The organism is Streptomyces sp. cg36 (assembly GCF_041080675.1).
Lineage (GTDB): Bacteria > Actinomycetota > Actinomycetes > Streptomycetales > Streptomycetaceae > Streptomyces.
Genome location: NZ_CP163520.1, coordinates 7728849 through 7745695, shown reverse-complemented (window position 1 = coordinate 7745695; position 16847 = coordinate 7728849). Strand labels below are relative to the sequence as shown.

Here is a 16847-nt window from a genome sequence, read left to right as displayed (position 1 = left end):
GACGCTAACACCCGTGCCCGCGGGTGGTTTCCTCCGGTCCCGCGCCGGACCCGGAGACCGCCGACCACTGTGTGACCGTCGCCGGTCGCGCGCTCGCCAGGGCCGCCACCGCACCCCGCCGGTGATCCGTCCACTCCACGAGGTGGGGGCTGTCCGAGCCTTGGGCCTTGAGGTCCGAGCCTCCCGCGTTGAAGTCCGGACCCCCGGCCTTGAAGAGGGCCTCGCGCCGCACCCAGGCCCGCAGTACGGCGGCGCCGTCGTGCGGGTCCTCGTGCGGGAAGAGGCGGCGGACCACCGGCAGGGGGGCGGGGCGGCGGATGCGGGGTTCCACGTCGATGCCGAGCGGGCCCGGTCCGGCCGCCGCCGCGACCACACCGTCGGCGTGGCTGAGGCTGACACCTATGTGCGGGAGTCCGGGCAGGTAGGGGCGGCCGTGCTCGGCGCCGCCGCACTGCGCGCAGTGCTGTGCGGGCTGCACCTGACCCGGCGGGTTTCCGGTCAGGTGTGCCACGCACAGCCGCAGCAGCAGGCGGGCGGCCAGTACGTCGTCACGTCGCCGTGGCAGCCGGATCCTCGCCAGCCGGCCGAGCTCCCATGGTGCGAGCAGGTCCTCGGGGAGGTCGGGGCGGGCGAGGACCTCGGCGGTCGTGGCCACCACGGCGATGACCGGTAGGGGCGTGACCGGTACGGCCGCGGCGGGCGCGAGCGTACTGCTCACCCGGTGGTGCTCAGGAAGCGGTCCTGGACCCGGTTGAGGGTGCGGAAGTCGTCGATGGTGACTTCTTCCAGGTCGATCGAGCTGCCGGAGATCTCCTCCAGGAGGTCGACGAACTCCAGGAAGTCCATGGAGTCGATGAGTCGGGCTTCGATGAGGTCCTCGTCGGTGTCGATCGGCCCGTCGAGGCCGGGGTTCTTCTCGTGGAGCCAGGCGGTGACGCGTTCCATGACGGGTGGTGCTCCTTGTGTCGCGCGGGTGGGATCAGACCGGGTCGGCGGCGCGCAGGCGGTCCAGCGCCTGGGCGGGGGTGCCGTGGGTGAGGATCATGGCGTGCACCCAGCGTTCGAGGCCGAAGGCGACGCAGGCGCTGTGGACCGGGCCGTGCGAGCCCGCCCGGATGCCGAGGCGCTCGCCGAAGAAGTTGCGGTGCCGGTTGACGGAGGCGATGGCGGTGCCGTCGGGGGCGCTGAACTCGTGCTTGACGGGGTCGAGCGCCATGAGGCGGGCGCGGGAGCCGCCCTTGTCGTAGAAGGGGTCGTCAGCCGTCGCCCGGGTGAGTTCCAGGCCGAGCCGCCGGGCGGCCTCCTGGATGAACTCCTCGCCCCGGGCGAGGTGTTCCAGGGCGCCCTCCCGGGTGCCGAGGTACACCACCTCGCGCATGTGGAAGCCCCACAGGCGGCGGAGCCCGTCGTAGTGGGTCTCGTTGCGGAAGCACCGGCCGCTCGCGGAGAGCCGCAGTCCGTCCTCGCCGACGTCGCGCCCTTCCAGGGAGAGGAGCAGTCCGTAACAGGTGGCGGAGGGCAGGAGGTATCCGGTCGGCTCCAGCGGCAGGTCCGCCGGGGACTCACCGACCGCGAGGCCGTCGAGGGCGCCCGCGGGGAACCGGCCCGCGGACACACCGAGATGGGGGAAGTTGCGGAAGTAGTCGAGGCGGGCGAGTCCGGCCGCGGGCAGCAGCGGCGGGCCCACCGTCTCGGGGGCGGCCAGCGCGGTGGCGAGGCCGGTGAGGAGTCTGTCGAGCCCGTGCAGCAGGGCGGTGTGGACCGGATCCAGCGTGATCAGTCCGGCACCGGGGCTCTTCAGGAAGCCGTCCGGCAGGACCGTGGTGCTGGGTGTGCTCAAGGAAACCGTCCCCTCTCGGCATGGCGGATTCGGTCAAGGGCGCGGCGGGCTGGTCGGACCCGTCGGCGGAGGCGGTCCCGCGGTCATGTCCTGACGGCCGGGTTCTCCTCCGCCCGCGATCGCCGTCGACCGGGGCGCGCGGTACGTGTCCGGCTCACCCCCCGGGGGATCCGGTGCCGCGCAAGGGCGACGTTAGGCCAGCCTTCTCTGAATGTCTAGACCAATCAGAGGGAACTTATGGGCACTCAAATCCGTCTTCCGGACGCCAGTTGACCGCCGCGGGGGCACAGACACGCCCGTACCGGCCGGTCACTTGACACCATCGATGGTCTACACCAATCCTGCTCATCCGGAGCGTGTCCGCACCGCCCCCACCCGAGCAGCGCGCCACCCGGCCACCCGTCACCACCCGTCCGCGAATCCCGCCTGGAGGGCCACCTTGACGACACCCACCACCGGCACCCGTTCCCGCAACTTCCTGCACCGCGCCGCCTCCGAACGGCCCTACTTCAGCGCGGACGGCGAGTCCTACCTGGCCCAGACCACCCTGCGCGAACTGAAGAAGTCCCGCCCCCTGCGGGTACTGTCCGAGGAGGACTTCGCCCACTGGCAGACCTATGGATACGTCATCGTGCGCGAGGCGATACCGGCGGACGCGGCGCGCCGACTCCTCGACTTCACCTGGGACTTCCAGGGCCTGGCACCGGACCGGCCGGACGACTGGTACGCGGACCGCCCGTTCCGCAACGAGCTGGACCGGCAGCTGCACGTGTACGGCTTCGTCGAGGCGTACCACCACCAGCTCCTCTGGGACAGCCGCCAGGCACAGCGCGTCTACGACGCCTTCGTCGACGTCTGGGACTGCGAGGAGCTCTGGGTCACACTGGACCGGCTCAACCTCAACCCGCCCAACCGGGGCAACCGGGACCGCGCCCTCATCGAGGCCACCGAGCGCGGCTTCGACATCGAGCTGCACTGGGACATCGACACCACCCTCGGCGTACCGCCCCAGCGGGTCCAGGGCATCATCGCGCTCAACGACACCCGCCCCGAGACCGGCGGCTTCCAGTGCTGCCCGGAACTGTTCCGGCGCTTCGAGGACTGGAAGACCGGCCAGCCCGGGGACCGCGACCCGCTCCGCCCCGAGCTGGACCGGGCGGAGTTGCCCGTCGTACGGCCCGATCTGCACCCCGGCGACCTGCTGATCTGGAACGGCCTGCTCGCCCACGGCGTGGCCCGCAACCTCTCCGAGAACGGGGTGCGGGCGGTGCAGTACCTGTCGATGATGCCCGCCCTCGAAGAGCACGAGCGGCTGCGGCGCTCGCGCGTCGATTCCTGGCGCCATCTGCGCACCCCGCGCTGGAACCGCTCCCTGGTCGGCGACCCCGTACTGCACGAGTCCAAGCGCTACCCCACGGCCGAACTCACCGAGCTCGGCAGCCGGCTGCTCGGACTCGGCTCCTGGCACGGCACGCCGGACGGGCAGCGGAGCGGGGAGCCGGCATGCGCCGTATCTGCCTGACCCTGCCCACCCACCGCGCCTGCCCCGACACCATCACGGCCCTCGCCGAGGAAGCCGCCCACGGCGCCCGCCACTTCGGCGTCGAGGTGCGCCTCCTCGTCCTCGACACCTCCGGCCCCGCCGCGCTCGCCGAGCACCGCGCGGCCGTCGCGGCGCTGCCCCCGGCTCCCGGAGTCGTGGTGCACCACCTCGACGAGGACGAGCAGCGGCGCTTCCTGCGCGAGGTGATCGCCCGTTCCGCCCTGCCGGAACCGGAACGGCTCCTGGATCTGATGCTGCCGTCCGCCGTCTCCTACGGCGCCTGCACCAACCGCGCCTTCCTCCTGGCCGAAGCCCTCGGCTGCTCCTCCGTGCACCGCCGCGACTCCGACAGCCACTACCCCGAACTCGACGGCACACCGCTTTTCCCCCTCCACCACGAGCTCACCGCCCTCGGGCTCCCCGCCCACGAAGTGGCCGGGCTCGTCACCCGCAGCAGGCTCGACCCGGCCGACGCCCACCGCGACGTGGCCCTGGTCGGCGGCTCCTTCACCGGCGCGATGTCCGTCGACGTCGAGGAGATCCAGCGGCTCGACCCCGCCGTCTACCAGCAGGTCATCGGCCTGTCCGTGTCCGAGGACCACCCGCCGCTGTGGCGCCGCAACCTGATCGACGAGGCGTTCCGGGGCGCCGGGGACACCCCCTTCACCGCCGACCGCACCACCCTCACCCACGTCAGCCCCACCCGCGTGGACATGTGCAACATCGCGCTCGACCGCGCGGTGTACGGGCGGGTGCCGCTGCCACCGGCCACCGACACCATCGGCAGCGACTACTTCCTGCTGCACCTCGTCCACAACGCCCGGCTGCCCGGGGTCCTCCACAACCGGCACATCGTCAACTACCACACGGGCGAGCGCCGTTCACCGGAGGGTTTCCTCGCCTACCAGTGGCGTTTCGCGAAATACCTCATGGCCGCACCCCACCTGGAGAGCGTCTACACCCGCCTGAGCGCCCTCGGCCCGGAGATCCTGGACGCCGACGGGCTCGTGGACGCCTCCGCCGTCGCCACCTTCGCCCGGCACGCCTCGGCGGCGGAACCCGGCCGCGACGCCGCCCGGCTCGACGTCCTGGACCGCTGCTACCGCACCCTGGGCGGCCACTACACCGAGGCCGCCGACCTCTTCGCCGCGCGCCGCGACCGGCTCCTCGCCGAGGCGGGAAGCGACATGGCCGACTTCGCCGATCTGACGGACGCCTGGGCCGCGCTGACCGAACACGCCCGGCGCACCCCCCTGCGGTCCACCCGCACCACCGCCGTGCTCCGGGCGCGCGCCGACGGGACCACCGACCGGCGGGGTCCCGTCACCATGGGCCAGGCCAACATGATCCGCTGCATCCTGCGCGACGAGCCCGACCAGATGAACATCCACGACGTGTGGCCGGTCCCGGCGGGCACCACCAGCGAGGCCGCCCTCGACGCCCTGCGCGCCCTGGCCGTACGGCACGAGGCGCTGCGCACGGTCTTTCCTGCCGACCCCACCGCCACCGCGTCGGTCACCGGATCCGGCACGGCTTCGGCCCCCGCCGCACCGCGCGAGCAACTCGTCGCGGCGGAGCTCACGTTCGAGGTCACCGTCGCCGACCACGACGAACTCCCCCACGACGAGGCCCGCTACGCGGAGGAGCTGGCCCTCGAATCCCGCCGCCACGCCTTCGCCCTGGACCGGGACTTCCCGCTGCGCGTCACCCTCGTCACCCGGCGCGGCACACCGGTGCGGGTCGCGCTCGCGGCCAGCCACGCCGCCACGGACGGCGGCGCGCTCGCCGTCCTGCGCGAGGAGTGGCTGGCCCTGGTCGCGGGCGAGCGGCTGCCCGACGTCACGGCCCTCACCCCGCTGGCGCTCGCCACCGAGGAGGCCAGCCCCGCCGGGATCCGCAAGTCCGACGCCTCCCTCAAACACTGGGAACGCGTCATCGGCACCGGGCCCCAGGCCATGTTCGCCGAGCCGGGCGCCGAGGGCGCCGAAGTCCTGGCGCCCGGCCTCACCCTGCGCAGCGCACGCGGCGCCCGCGCCCTCGCCCGCGTCGCCGAACGCACCGGCGCCCTGCCCTCGACCGTACTGCTCTCCGCCTGGTGCGCCCTCGTCGCCCACCGGGCCGGACAGCCGGTCTGCGTCACCGCCGTGCCCACCTCCAACCGCTTCCAGGGCCGCCTGGCGCGCTCCGTCGCCGCCATCTCCCAGGACGCGCTGCTGCTGCTCGACACCCAGGTGGCGACCTTCGACGTCCTGCTGTCCAAGGCGTGGGGCGCGGCCCTCAAGGCGTACCGGCACAGCCAGTTCGACGCCCTGCGGCTGTGGGACATGATCGACCGGGTCACCCGGGAGCGCGGCAGCCACTTCGCCCGCGACGTCGTCTTCAACGACATCAGCGCACTGCCCGCGACCCTCGCGGGCGCCGCCCCGCCGGACACCCGCGCCCCCGACCTCGAACTCACCTGGGGCCAGGCCCAGATGCTGCCCGGCCGCGTCCTCACCTTCGTCTACGAGACGGCCCCCGTGCTGCGGCTGGCCACCTGGACCGACCCCGCCCTCTTCCCCAAGGACCGGGCCGAGGAGCTGGCCACCGGACTCGTCCGGCTGCTTGAGGCCGCCGCCGAGCACGACGTGCCCCTCGCCTCCCTCACGGAGGTGACCGGGGTGCATCCCGCCGAACGCGGCCCCGACTGGGTCCGGGTGGACGGCTGCTGGGTCTCCCCGGCCGCGGTGGCACGCACACTGGGCCGCGCCCTGGACGACCGGCCCGTCCACGTCGCCCTGGACGCCGACGCCGCGCTCACCGCCTACCTCCCGGCCGATCCGCGCCCGCTCACCCCGGCCTCGGCGCACGACGCCCTGATGGCCGCGCTGCCGGGCAACCCCGGCGTGCTGGCGCCGCACCGGTACGTGATCGTCGCGCGGGCGCCCGAGCAGACCGACCACACGCCCGCCTGGCTCCAGCAGCGCGTTCTCACGGAAGGAACCGGCCGGGAAGCGGCCGGAACACCATGACGACCCACGACTCGACGGGCACGGCGACCGCCCCGCAGGACGGCGCCGCACTCCCCAGCCCCTGGCTCTCCTCACGCTTCCGGCTCTTCTTCATGGCCCGCAGCACCTCGCTCCTCGCCGACGGCATGCTGATGGTCTCGCTCACCACGGCCGTCCTCGGCGCGGGCTACGGCGCCGGTGGCGTCGGCTACGCCCTCGCCGCCTGGATGGCGCCGATCGCCCTGCTCGTCCTGTTCGGCGGGGTGCTCGCGGACCGGTTCACCCCGCAGGTGATGATGGTCGGCGCCGACGTCGTACGCATGCTGGCCATGCTCGCCATGGCCGTACTGCTCTACGGCTCGGGCTCCGGAGTGCGGCTGTGGCAGATCATGCTGCTGATGGCGGTCAGCGGCGCGGCGACCGCCATGTTCCAGCCGGGTCTGGCGAGCATCGTGCCGCAGGTCGCCGAGGACATCCAGCGGGCCAACGCCCTGCTGCGCGTCTCGGAGGCGATGAGCGCGCTGATCGGCCCCGGCCTGGCGGGCTTCGTCGTCGCGTACGGCGAGGTCGCCGCCTCCTATCTGGTCATCGCCGCCGCGTACGCGCTGAGCGCGCTCGGCCTCGCGCCACTGCGCCGGCTCGCCACCGCCAAGGACGACAGCGGCGACCCCATCTGGACCCGGCTCGCCACCGGCTGGCAGGAGTTCCGCGCCCGGTCGTGGCTGTGGGGGGTCATCGCCCTGTGGGCGGTGTACGGCCTGTTCGTCTTCGGCCCGGCGCTGCCGCTGGGCGCGGCCCTGCTCACCGAACAGCACGGCGCCGGCGGCTACGGCTGGATCGCCTCGGCCGACGGGGCGGGCACGGTCCTGGGCGGTCTCCTCGGCATGCGGGTCCGGCCGCCCCGGCCGCTCGTCGCGGGCGCCTGCGCCATGTTCTTCTTCGCCCTCAACCCGCTGGCGCCCGCGCTCGGCTGGTCGTTCGCCCTCACCGTCGTCACCGGGGTCCTGGCGGGCTGCGGCTTCGCGTTCTGGGGCGTGATGTGGGCGACCAGCATCCAGTCCCACATCCCGCTGGCCGTCCTGAGCCGCGTCTCCGCCTACGACGTGGCCGGCTCCATCATGGTCATCCCGCTGGGCCGGGCCCTGTCCGGACCCGCGGCCTCGGCCTGGGGCGCGGACAACGTGCTGCTGTTCTCCTCGGCCATGTCGGTCGTGTGCATCGCGGCGATGCTGTGCGTCCCCGCCATCCGGCGCCTGGGCCGCGCCCCGGAGCGTATCGCCGGCGAGATGACGGTGCGGGAGGCGCCGGTCTAGCGGGGCATCGGCGGCGGACGGCTACCTTTGCGTGGCGAGCCACCGGGCGGCAGCGGATTCCGCCCCGGTGGCGCCATGGACCACGGATGGCTGGAGGGGTTCTGTTGACTGCCGGCACGGCCTTGAAGACCTTGTTGGAGCGCCGGGAGATCGTGCTGGCCCCGGGAGCGCCCGACTCGATGACCGCACGGCTCGTCGAGGCCGCGGGCTTCCCCGCCGTCTATATGACGGGCTTCGGCGCGACGGCCAGTCGGCTCGGCATGCCGGACATCGGGCTGCTCAGCCAGACCGAGATGACCGAGCACGCCCGCAACATGACGCGCGCGGTGTCGATCCCGGTGATCGCGGACGCCGACACCGGATACGGCGGCCCCAGCAACATCGACCGCACCGTACGCGAATACCTCCAGGCCGGTGCGGCGGCGATCCACCTCGAGGACCAGGCCATGCCCAAGCGGTGCGGGCAGAGCAGCGGGGTGCGGCTGGTGGACGCGGAGAGCGGCGTCAAGCGACTGCGGTGCGCGCTGCGGGCCCGCGGGTCCGCGGACCTGCTGGTCATCGGCCGCACCGACGCCCTGCCCGTGGCGGGGGTGGCCGAGGCGGTCCGGCGGGCCCGGCTCTACCAGGACGCGGGCGCCGACCTGGTCTTCGTCGACGGCATCAAGAGGATCCGCGACCTGGAGGCGGTGGCCGCCGCCGTGGAGGGCCCCAAAGCGGTGTCCGTCGTGGACGGCAACGAGACCACCGCGCTGACCGCCGCGGACCTTCAGGAACTCGGCTTCTCGCTGGCCTTCTACGCCGTGACAGCCCTGTTCACCGCCACCCGGGCGGTCGCCGACGCCCTCTCCCACCTGCGGAGCGCGGGCACACCCGCGGGCGGCCCGCCGCAGCACAGCTACACGGAGTTCTCCCGGCTGGTCGGCACGGACCTCCACGCCGAGCTCGACGAACGGTTCGGCGGCTGAGGACCCCAACTCGCCATGTCCCACACACCATTTGGATACGCGTCGGATCAGCCAGTGGCTCCGGTTCAGGCCAGGCCCGCCTCGATGGCCCGGCGCACCGCCTCGGCCCGGTCGCGGACCCCCGCCTTGGCGAACAGGTTGTTGATGTGGGTCTTGACGGTGGCCTCGCTGATGAAGAGCTCCTCCGCGATCCCCCGGTTGGGCAGGCCCCGGCCGATCAGCGCGAGCACCTCGCGCTCGCGGGGCGTCAGGTCCACCGGCAGGGCCCGGCCCCGCTCCGGCGCCCTGGTCCGCGCGGTGGCGAGCAGCCGGTCCTGGACCTCGCGGTCGAGGACGGACTGCCCGGCGGCGGCGGCCCGGATCGCCCGGGTGATGTCCTGGCGTCCCGCGTTCTTGGTCAGATATCCACGGGCGCCCGCGCCCAGCGCGCCCAGGATCGACTCGTCGTCGGCGAACGTCGTCAGCACCACCACCGCCACACCCGGGTACTCCTCGGCCAGCCGACGGGTCGTCTCGATCCCGTCCATGACGGGCATTCTCAGGTCCATCAGCACGACGTCCACCGGCCCGGCGGCGACGGCCGTCAGTACCTCGCTGCCGTCCGCCGCCGCCGCGACGACCTCGATGCCCTCCGACAGCCCGAGCACCGCCGCCAGCGGCTCCCGCACGGCGGCCTGGTCATCGGCGACGACCACCCTCAACTGCCCGGTCCGCTCCACCGGTCCACTCACCTGATCCACCCGTCCGCTCCGCTCATCTGGTCCACTCATCCCGGAATCACTGCCTCCACGCGCCAGCCGCCCCGGTCCGGCCCCTCGGTGACCGGGCCCGCGCTGACCGTTCCGCCCAGCAGGGCGACCCGTTCGCGCATGCCGATCAGCCCCATCCCGCTGCCCGCTCCCGCGCTCGCCCCGCGGGTGGCGGGGCGGTTGCGTACGGTCAGCGCGGTCGACGCGGCGGCGAAGGCCAGCTCCACGCGGACCTCTCCGCCCGGAGCGTGGCGCGCGGCGTTGGTGAGCGCCTCCTGGGCGATCCGCAGCAGGTTCTGCGTCGCCGGGGCCGGCAGCTCCCGTACCGTGCCCGTCACGGTCAGGACGTCGCGGTGGCCCGACGACTCGATCATCGCGGTCAGGCTCTCCACCAGCGGCAGGGAGTCCTCGCGCAGCGCGTGCACGGTCCACTGGGCCTGCTTGAGGCTCTCCTTGACCAGGGCGTGCGCCTTGTTGTTGACCTCGCGGACCCGCTCCAGATCACCGGCGTCGATCAGCGCGTCGGCCAGTTCCAGCTGCATGTTGATCCCGGCCAGGGAGTGCGCCAGCACGTCGTGCACGTCCCGGGCGATCCGGCCGCGCTCGGTCAGCACCGCCGTGCGCGCCTCGGCCCGGGCCGCGCGTTCGGCCGACTCGGCCGCGTCGATCGCCGCCCGCACGGCCAGGCGCTGGCTGCGGTTGATGATTCCGATCAGGACCGGGACGGCGGAGGTGAGGCCGATGAACCAGGGCACCACGTGGTGGCCGGGCCCCAGCTGGAAGTAGAGGACGCCGCCGCAGAGCAGTCCGCAGGCGCCCGCGAGGAGGAGGGCGGGCTTGGTCTCCAGCCGGTATCCGGCGTGGCCGGTGAGGAAGAACGCGAAGAGGTAGCCCGTACCGCTGCGGCTGACGGCGATCAGGGCGACCGCCGCGATGATGCCGAGGCCGAGCCAGACGACGGCGAGGCGCTGGGACACCTTCTCCTCGGGCAGGCGCCGCGCCAGCAGGGACGCGGAGTTGAGGACGAGGAGGACGGCGACGACCAGGCCGCGGCCGGTGAAGTCCAGGGGCCGGATCGTCAGGACGCCCACGGCGATGACCCCCAGGGTCAGAACCCACTGGACGCGCGGGTCCTGGCCGGGGACGGGCCGCGGCCCCGCCCCCCGGGGTGCGGACTTCGCGGGGGGCGGGGTCTTCTCGCTCGCGGTCACGGGCCGAACATAACGCATGGTCAGACCGTACGGTTGCCGACGGGCACGGCCGGGGCCACGGCCCGGGTCCGGCTGCGCAGGTAGATCGTGGCCACCCGGGTAACGACCTCGGTGAGCGCCATGAGGACGAACGCGGTCACCCACGCCTGGTCGCCGGTGATGTGGTGGTCGATGCTGAACCGGGCGATGTCGTCGGCGCCGCCGCCGTGCTCGGCCCACATCTGGAAGCCCATCCGCGCCCCCATGCCAACCACCCACAGGATCGCCGACACCGCGCCGGCCTTGATCATCAGGTGGCCGTCCACCGCGCGGATCCGGGTGTAGACGCCGCCCGCGACACCGAGCACGGCACCGACCGCGACGAGGACGCCGATGAGCACCAGGTCGTTGCCCGCGGTGGGGATGGTGTCCAGGTACGAGTAGGCCACGTACCCCACGATCCCCAGCGGGATCAGGAAGGTCTTGAGGTCGAGGCGGTCCTCCCGCAGCTGCCGGAAGACGACCAGGACGAGGGCGATGTCGGTGATCCACTCAGTCGTTGTCATGCCCTCCAGACTGCGGTGAAAGGGCTCCGGGCACCTGGACCCATGGGTGGAACCCGGGGTGGAGTTCCACCCCCTCCCCGCTCTCCACCCCGGGCCGCGGCCGATAGGGAAACCCCTCGCACTCCGCGCAGTGCCTGGCAGCCCCGCCCCCGCGTTCCGGACACTCGTGCGTCGGCGCCGCTCTCCCCGCGAGCGGCGCCGGCAGCCACCCGCAGGCGTGCTTCCCCGAACGCCTGGCGCAGTACCGGCGGACGCGCCCCCGCGCGCGAGCCGCCCCTCGGCACGAAGTGAAAGGAACCCCCACCTCCATGGACATACGAAGAGCCGCGAGGCTCTGGACGGTCACGCTGGCCTGCGTGTCCGCGTCCGCGATCGCCCTGCCCGCCGCCTCGGCGGCCGGGGCGCCCTCCGCACGGCCCGCGCCGACCGGCGCCGCGGCGTTCAGCGCGCCCGCCTTCACCGCCGACCCGACGCCCGCCGTCCGCAGCCGCGTCGTGGACGCCGCGCAGAAGGCGCTGACGGCCCACTCCCGGGACGCCCACAAGGCCGACGGCGACGCGTTCTCGGTCCGCAACCTGGTGGTCGACCGGGACGGCTCGGCCTCCGTCCGCTTCGACCGCACGTACAAGGGTCTGCCGGCCTACGGCGGCGACGTCGTCGTGCGGCTGAAGAAGGACGGCACCTACCAGTCGCTGGCCACCGGCTCGCAGGTCTCCGGGGCGGTCTCCACCGAGCCCGAGCTGACCGCGGCCCGCGCCGTTCAGCTGTCGAAGTCCGCGTTCCGCGGCCGGATCGACTCGGCCTCGGCCGCACACCTCGCCGTGCAGATGAAGGGCACCGACGCCGCCCTGGTGTGGGAGACCGTCGTCAGCGGGGTGCGCCCGGACCAGACGCCGAGCCGGCTCCACGTCCTGGTCGACGCCCGCACCGGCAAGGTCGTGCGGACCAGTGACGAGGTGAGTACGTTCGCCGCAGAGGGGGCGGCGCACGCCACGGGTGCGGCGGCGGCGCCGAAGACCGGCGCCGCTGCCCCCGCGGTCGCGGGGACCGGGGTGTCGATCTACAGCGGCAGGGTCTCCATCGACGTCACCCAGAGCGGCAGCGGCTACTCGATGACGGACCCGTCGCACGGCAACGGCTACACGACCAACCTCAACCACGCCACCAGCGGCACCGGGTCGGTCTTCACCAGCTCCAGCGGCACCTTCGGCAACGGTTCCACCAGCGACCCCGCGTCCGCCGGTGCCGACGCGCACTACGGCGCCGCGGAGACGTACGACTACTACAAGAACGTCCAGGGCCGCAGCGGCATCTTCGGCGACGGCCGGGGCGTGCCGTCGCGCACGCACTACGGCAACGCGTACGTGAACGCGTTCTGGGACGGCTCCCAGATGACGTACGGCGACGGCCAGGGCAACGCGCGCCCGCTGGTCGAACTCGACGTCGCGGGCCACGAGATGAGCCACGGCGTCAGCGGCGCCCTCACCGGCTGGGACGAGACCGGTGAGACCGGCGGCATGAACGAGGGCACCAGCGACATCTTCGGCACGATGGTCGAGTTCTACGCCAACAACCCGGTCGACAAGCCCGACTACACCATGGGCGAGCTCATCAACATCAACGGCGACAACAAGCCGCTGCGCTACATGTACAACCCGTCCCTGGACGGCCAGTCGCCCAACTGCTGGGACAGCAACAACGGCAACCTGGACCCGCACTACTCGATGGGCCCGCTGAACCACTGGTTCTTCCTCGCGGCCGTCGGCAGCGGTGACCACGGCTACGGCAACAGCCCCACCTGCAACAACTCCACGGTGACCGGGCTGGGCAACGACAAGGCCGCCAAGATCTGGTACAAGGCGCTGGCCTCCTACGCCAACAGCAGCGAGAACTACCACCAGGCGCGCACCGACTCGCTGAAGGCCGCCGCCGACCTCTACGGCGCGCACTGCACCGAGTACAACACCATCGACGCCGCCTGGGCCGCGGTCAGCGTCACCGGCGCCGACCCCGTACCCGGAAACTGCAACGGCCAGCCGGGCTCGCCCTCGGTGACCAACCCGGGCAACCAGAACGGCGCGGTCGGCACCGCCGTCTCGCTGCAGATCCAGGCCAGCGACCCGGCCGGCAAGACCCTCACCTACAGCGCGAGCGGCCTGCCCGCCGGGCTGTCCATCAACGCCACCACCGGCCTGATCACCGGCACCCCGACCGCCGCCGGTACCTCGTCGGTGACCGTGACGGCGAAGAACACCGACAACGCCACCGGCACCACCTCCTTCACCTGGACCGTCACCGGCAGCGGCCCGCCGCAGGGCTGCGGCAACCTGCCGGCCTGGAGCGCCAGCACCAGCTATGTGCCGGGCGACCAGGTCTCGTACAACAACCACAAGTGGTCCTCGCAGTGGTACTCGACCGGCGCGGAGCCGGGAGCGCCCGGTTCCTGGGCCGTCTGGAAGGACGCCGGGGCCTGCTGAACGGCACGCCCCGCGCCTTCAACTCTTGTACGTGGACGGGTCGTTGGTCTTCTGACCAGCGGCCCGTTCCGCATGCCGGTGACCGGCTGTGAGAGCGACAATTGGTCTTGACCTTTCACCGACGGCGGTCCTACATTCGGGCGCGGCGCAATGAATGGCAGGTTCATGATCGCTGTCTGAGACATGAACGAGGCCGTCTCCGGAAGGGCTTGCGATGACCGAGCCGATCACCCTGCCGACCGGTGGCCCGGCCCACCCCCGGCCGCCCGCCGTCGCACGCGACGCGCTCCGCGACACCGTACGGGCCCATCTGCCGCGCGGCGGCGTGCTCCTGACCGGACCGGCGGGCATCGGCAAGACCACGGTGGTCTCCCAGGTGGTCGCGGACCTCGCCCCCCGCGGCCACCGGGTGCTCCACTGCTCGCCCTCGCCCGCCGAACGCGACAGCGCCTTCCTCGGCCTCATCGACCTGCTGACGGGCGTCGGCGACGACGTCCTGCGCGCGCTGGCCGCCCATGAGCGCGCCCTGCTCGAAACGACCCTGCTGCGCAGCGCGCAGCCCTGGACGACCGACCCGGGCGGACCAGCGGGCGGGCGCGACGCGCTCGTCCTGCGGATCGCCGTGCGCAAGGTCCTCGCCGTGCTCGCCGCCGCTGGCCCCCTCCTGCTGGTCGTCGACGACGCGCAGTGGCTGGACCGGCCCACGGCGGAGATCCTCAGACACGTCGCCCGGCGCGCCGACCCCGGACTGCGGGTGCTCGTCACCCTGCGCACGGATCCCGCGGGCGACGACCTCGGCCCCGCGGCGGACCGCCGGGAGGGCTGCGCGGGCGCGGCCGAGCTGTGCCCGCGGCCGGTCCACCGCCTGCGCGTGCCGCCCATGACCGCCCACGAGGTCGCGGAGTTACTGGAGCGGCACGACCACCCGTACTGGCCCCGCGCCCTGACCGCGCGCCTGCACCAGGCGAGCGGGGGCAACCCCCGCACGGCACTGGAGCTCAGCTCCGCGCTCGACGACCGGGTCCGGGGCGAGGGCCGGGAGCTGCCCGACGCCGCCGAACCGCTCCCCGTCCCGGGCTCCCTGCGCCGCCCCATCCTGGCCCGCATCGGCGCCCTGCCCGCCGACGCCCGCCGCACGCTGGTCGTCGCGGGCGCCGCCGTACGCCCCACGGTGGAGCTGCTGCGGCGCGCGGGCCGCCAGGACGCCGCCGCCGACCTGGACCTCTGCGTACGCCACGGCATCCTCGACGTCCTGCCGGAACCGGGCCACGGGACCATCAGGTTCCTGGATCCGCTCACCCCGATGGTGCTGCGGGCGGAGACCCCGTACGAGCGCCTGGTGGCCGCGCACCGCGCGCTCGCCGACGCCTCCGACGACCCCGTGGAGCGCGCCCACCACATCGCGCGGCTCGCGGCGGGCCCCGACCCGGCGGTCGCGGCCCGGCTCACCGCCGCCGCCTCGGCCGCCCGCCGCCGGGGTGCGCCCGGAACCGCGGCGCGGCTGGGCCGCCTCGCCGCCCAGTACACGCCCCCGGGGCAGGCGGACGCCGACATCGCCCGCAGGCTCACGGCCGCCGAGGACGCCATCGAGGCCGCCGACCTCGACTTCGCCCGGCAGCTCGCCCACGAGGTGCTCGGCGAGGCGCGGCGGCCCGCCGAACGGGTGCGGGCCTGGAACGTGGTCATCGACTCCTGCGGCCAGGCCATGGCCGAGATCGCGGACGTCTTCCCGGAAGCGGTCCACGACGCCGCCGACGACCCCGGGCTGCTGGCCCAGCTGCACTACCGGATGAGCTGGCGCGAGTGGATGGTGGGCGGCTCGGCGGCCCGCGCCCACGGCCACGCCGTGCGCGCCGCCCATCTCGCGGCCGGGACCGGCGACCGGCGCACCGAGCTCATGGCACTGACCCAGCAGGCCGCCCTGGAACTCTTCCTGGGGCTCCCGCAGGCCGAGACGACCCTCGCCGCCGCACTCGCCGCACCCCACGACGCACACGCCATGACCCACCACAACGGCCCCCTCTACCTCAAACACCGCTTCCACCTCGTACACGACGAGCTGGACGAGGCCCGGGCCGAACTGCGCACCCTCGTGTACCGGCTGCGCCAGCGCGGCTCCGCCGACAGCCTCAGCCACTGCCTCATCGGTCTCGCACAGGTCGAGATCCAGCGCGGCCGATGTCGCCCCGCCCTCACCATCGCCCGGCAGAGTCTGCGCATCGCCGAGGAATCGGCGCTCAGCCAGGGGCCCGCCTGGTACGCGGTCTCGCTCGCGGAGACGGCGGGCGGCAGCCTCAGCCAGGCCCTGACGGCCGCGGAGACGGCCAGACGGCACAGCGAGGACGACAACGACCGGCTCTTCCTGCCCCGGGCCCTGCACGCCGAGGGCCGGATCCGCCTGTTCAGCGGCGAGTACGAGCAGGCGGCCGAACTCCTGCGCCGCACCGCCGAGTCGGAGACCGCCCAGGGCCAGCGGGACCCCGCCACGCGACGGTGGCACGCCGACCTCGCGGAGGCGCTGGCGGCCGTTGGCGCCCCAAGGGAAGCCGGGGCCGTGATCACCCTGGCCCGCCACCAGGCCGAGCGGCTCGGGCGCCCCGGCGTCCTGGCCACCCTGGACCGGGCGGCGGCGACGGTCAGCGCGGCCCGGGGCGATCTCGCCCATTCCGCACGGCAGTTGGAGCACGCCGCGGTCCGGCTGCGAGCCGCCGGATACCCCTTGGAGGAGGCCCGCACCCAGGTCACCCTGGGGCGGGTGCGCCGCCTCCTCGGGGACGAGGCCGCCGCCCGCGCCGCCTTCGCGGGCGCGCTGCGGATCTTCACCAAGGCCGGTGCCCGCTCCTGGGTCTCCCTCACCCGCGCCGAACGCGACCGCGTGCAGGACGGCTCGGTCTGCGCACCCGAGGGCGGCTCGTGGGCGGAGCACCTCACGTCGACGGAGCGCAGTGTCGTCGCGCGCGTCGCCCAGGGCGCCAGCAACCGCGAGATCGCGGCGGGCCTGGTGGTCAGCGTGAAGACCGTGGAAGCGGCCCTGACGCGCGCCTACCGCAAGCTCGGTGCCAAGTCCCGGGTGGAGATCGCCCGGATGGTGATGGCGCGGCCGGCCGGATAGCTCCCGGACCGGGCGTCGTGCGACGGCGCCCGCCGCCGGGGCGGCGGGCACACCGTCGCCGAAGTGCCCGCGCTCCCGCCGCGCCACGGTCCGGCCGCCCTC

12 protein-coding genes are annotated in these 16847 nt (G+C 73.6%); 6 read left to right on the top strand and 6 right to left on the bottom strand.

Annotation, left to right across the window (positions count from 1 at the left end; translation table 11 throughout):
- Positions 1 to 4 precede the first annotated feature (4 nt).
- The 3 genes from AB5J87_RS34115 to AB5J87_RS34105 are packed head-to-tail and all read right to left on the bottom strand — an operon-like array spanning position 5 to position 1840.
- Positions 5 to 718, bottom strand: coding sequence for a 4-phosphopantetheinyl transferase (locus AB5J87_RS34115; protein ID WP_369382572.1), 714 nt, complete (start codon positions 716 to 718; stop codon positions 5 to 7).
- Positions 715 to 945: an acyl carrier protein gene (locus tag AB5J87_RS34110; protein ID WP_369382571.1), complete on the bottom strand. Its 231-nt coding sequence runs from the start codon at positions 943 to 945 to the stop codon at positions 715 to 717. The genes AB5J87_RS34115 and AB5J87_RS34110 overlap by 4 nt, the downstream gene beginning before the upstream one ends.
- A 34-nt stretch (positions 946 to 979) precedes the next feature.
- Positions 980 to 1840 (bottom strand): aminoacyl--tRNA ligase-related protein, encoded by an 861-nt coding sequence (locus AB5J87_RS34105; protein WP_369382570.1) that lies wholly within the window; start codon positions 1838 to 1840, stop codon positions 980 to 982.
- 439 nt (positions 1841 to 2279) lie between these two features.
- Here AB5J87_RS34105 and AB5J87_RS34100 point away from each other — a divergent pair, with 439 nt between their 5' ends.
- The 4 genes from AB5J87_RS34100 to AB5J87_RS34085 all read left to right on the top strand — a co-directional run bounded on the left by AB5J87_RS34100 (position 2280) and on the right by AB5J87_RS34085 (position 8651).
- Positions 2280 to 3362 (top strand): phytanoyl-CoA dioxygenase family protein, encoded by a 1083-nt coding sequence (locus AB5J87_RS34100; protein WP_369382569.1) that lies wholly within the window; start codon positions 2280 to 2282, stop codon positions 3360 to 3362.
- A complete protein-coding gene (locus tag AB5J87_RS34095) occupies positions 3344 to 6394 on the top strand; it encodes a DUF6271 family protein (protein WP_369382568.1) in 3051 nt (1016 codons plus the stop codon). Before AB5J87_RS34100 ends, AB5J87_RS34095 begins: the two co-directional genes overlap by 19 nt.
- The gene (locus tag AB5J87_RS34090) at positions 6391 to 7686 is read left to right on the top strand and encodes an MFS transporter (RefSeq protein WP_369382567.1); all 1296 of its coding nucleotides are present in this window, start codon (positions 6391 to 6393) and stop codon (positions 7684 to 7686) included. The genes AB5J87_RS34095 and AB5J87_RS34090 overlap by 4 nt, the downstream gene beginning before the upstream one ends.
- A gap of 104 nt (positions 7687 to 7790) precedes the next feature.
- On the top strand, positions 7791 to 8651 hold the full coding sequence (locus tag AB5J87_RS34085; protein ID WP_369382566.1) for an oxaloacetate decarboxylase: 861 nt from the start codon (positions 7791 to 7793) through the stop codon (positions 8649 to 8651).
- Between the two features lie 65 nt (positions 8652 to 8716).
- Here AB5J87_RS34085 and AB5J87_RS34080 read toward each other — a convergent pair whose 3' ends face one another.
- The 3 genes from AB5J87_RS34080 to AB5J87_RS34070 are packed head-to-tail and all read right to left on the bottom strand — an operon-like array spanning position 8717 to position 11156.
- On the bottom strand, positions 8717 to 9382 hold the full coding sequence (locus AB5J87_RS34080) for a response regulator (RefSeq protein WP_369382565.1): 666 nt from the start codon (positions 9380 to 9382) through the stop codon (positions 8717 to 8719).
- A gap of 35 nt (positions 9383 to 9417) precedes the next feature.
- Positions 9418 to 10629, bottom strand: a complete 1212-nt coding sequence (locus tag AB5J87_RS34075) for a sensor histidine kinase (protein WP_369382563.1) — start codon at positions 10627 to 10629, stop codon at positions 9418 to 9420.
- A gap of 2 nt (positions 10630 to 10631) precedes the next feature.
- Complete coding sequence (locus tag AB5J87_RS34070; RefSeq protein ID WP_369382561.1) at positions 10632 to 11156, bottom strand: hypothetical protein; 525 nt, start codon at positions 11154 to 11156, stop codon at positions 10632 to 10634.
- Between the two features lie 308 nt (positions 11157 to 11464).
- On the opposite strand from AB5J87_RS34070, the gene AB5J87_RS34065 reads away from it, so the two are divergent.
- Positions 11465 to 13633: a M4 family metallopeptidase gene (locus AB5J87_RS34065; protein WP_369382560.1), complete on the top strand. Its 2169-nt coding sequence runs from the start codon at positions 11465 to 11467 to the stop codon at positions 13631 to 13633.
- A gap of 214 nt (positions 13634 to 13847) precedes the next feature.
- Positions 13848 to 16745: an AAA family ATPase gene (locus AB5J87_RS34060; RefSeq protein ID WP_369382558.1), complete on the top strand. Its 2898-nt coding sequence runs from the start codon at positions 13848 to 13850 to the stop codon at positions 16743 to 16745.
- Positions 16746 to 16847 lie beyond the last annotated feature (102 nt).